General features: G+C 48.0%; 2 protein-coding genes. Both read right to left on the bottom strand.

Annotation, left to right across the window (positions count from 1 at the left end):
• Nucleotides 1-209 precede the first annotated feature (209 nt).
• Nucleotides 210-479, bottom strand: a complete 270-nt coding sequence (locus HF854_RS12310) for a hypothetical protein (RefSeq protein WP_168936544.1) — start codon at nt 477-479, stop codon at nt 210-212.
• Between the two features lie 72 nt (nt 480-551).
• Nucleotides 552-1,316 (bottom strand): hypothetical protein, encoded by a 765-nt coding sequence (locus tag HF854_RS12305; RefSeq protein WP_168936543.1) that lies wholly within the window; start codon nt 1,314-1,316, stop codon nt 552-554.
• Between the last annotated feature and the right edge of the window lie 156 nt (nt 1,317-1,472).

Raw genomic sequence — 1,472 nt, 5'->3', positions numbered from 1 at the left:
AGTTGCCGAATTTTTGCCTCGGAAATTCTTGAACGATATGCGTACTTGTTTTTCATTGCCATGACTACCTGGATAACCTTTTTAGGATATCTCAGCTAGTCAAGAGCCAAAAATTTTTTCATGCGCGGACGCCTCCGGTAAAATTTTCACGGTTTGCTCATTGCACAGGAGAGTATGCCCTTTTGGCATGGCGCGCCCATGGGGCAGCGTCAGAAGGCTACCAGAAGGACGGAACCGTCCTCGCCGCTCTGATCGATAAAGAATCTTTTATGCTCGCCCTTTTCATCAAGAAAGGAAATTCCGTAATGCGGCGTGCTTCCAAAAAATGTCATCCCCAGCACCAGAGGGCGTTCCGGCGTGAGAGTGGGGAGGGCGTAAAGTTCTTCTGTCGAGAAAGTGGCCTTTCCGTTATCATCCACATCCGTGATGCTCAATTTCAACACCTTGAAATTTTTCACGCCGGCTGGAGATGAAAACACGATTTTGACCTGAGCTTCCGTTTTGTCGGCGATAAACTCATCATGGGGCGTGTTTTGGTCCAGTGCTTCGGCCTATTGCGCGGAAACGGAGGGGGCGCTTATGCGGACGGGCGCTGCATGGGCGGCAAGCGGAATGAGTTGTATGGTTCTGACCTGTTCAACATACGAATTGCGGGCGGCATCGTATTTCGCCTCGGTAATCTGCTGCGAAACAGATTTGTCAAATTGCCCTGAAGTGTTATAGTAATAAGCCATTTGAAGAGTCTCGTCCTTTTCATGGGTAAAATAAAAATCACTGCATGTGGCAGTATTTTTATGGGGAGGAAGAATATATCTTCCAAAAATGGAATACATGGCGCCCGCGGACCCCTGGTTGAAAAAACTGCCGTCATTCAGCAGCTGAAAGCTGTTTCTGGCCCATCCCTCCACAACACAGTATATTTTGCTCCTCGACTGGGTATAGACGGCGTACAGAGTGTGCCCAAAGCATGCAACGCCTTTTCTTTCCTCAATTTCCCCAATGACAAGCTCCGGTGCGCCGTCCGCATTGATATCCTGCACGGCATAGCCAATACGCGTGAAAGTTTCGGCCGGATTTTCGGTTTTGCAGCTTTCCAGCACACCGACAAGACCTTCCATCTCGGGCGGTGAATCTGGATTTGATGATGTGCTGTCAATAATGTCGCAGAGTTGATCAAGTATGTCATTATATGTTTGTGCGTATTCGCCGTTTAATTTTTTTACGGCTTCCTTCTGTTCGGCACGTGCGCCAATGGAAAGAGTCATGATCAGAAATACCGCTGCCATGACGCCACAACACAATGCTCTGAGCTTCATATGGAATCCTTATGAAAATGATGAAGTTACAAGACTTGATGGACACGCGCCACGCTTTTTGTACATCCTCTTCCCAGTGTTAGAGAATGTCCGGCATACACCTTGCTATACCAGTTTTCTCCAAAGGATACAGGCCAAAGCAAGGTAAAGTAGCCC

The organism is Desulfovibrio piger (genome assembly GCF_012843875.1).
In the GTDB taxonomy this organism is placed as follows: Bacteria; Desulfobacterota; Desulfovibrionia; order Desulfovibrionales; family Desulfovibrionaceae; genus Desulfovibrio.
This window is presented reverse-complemented; position numbering and strand designations above follow the sequence as displayed.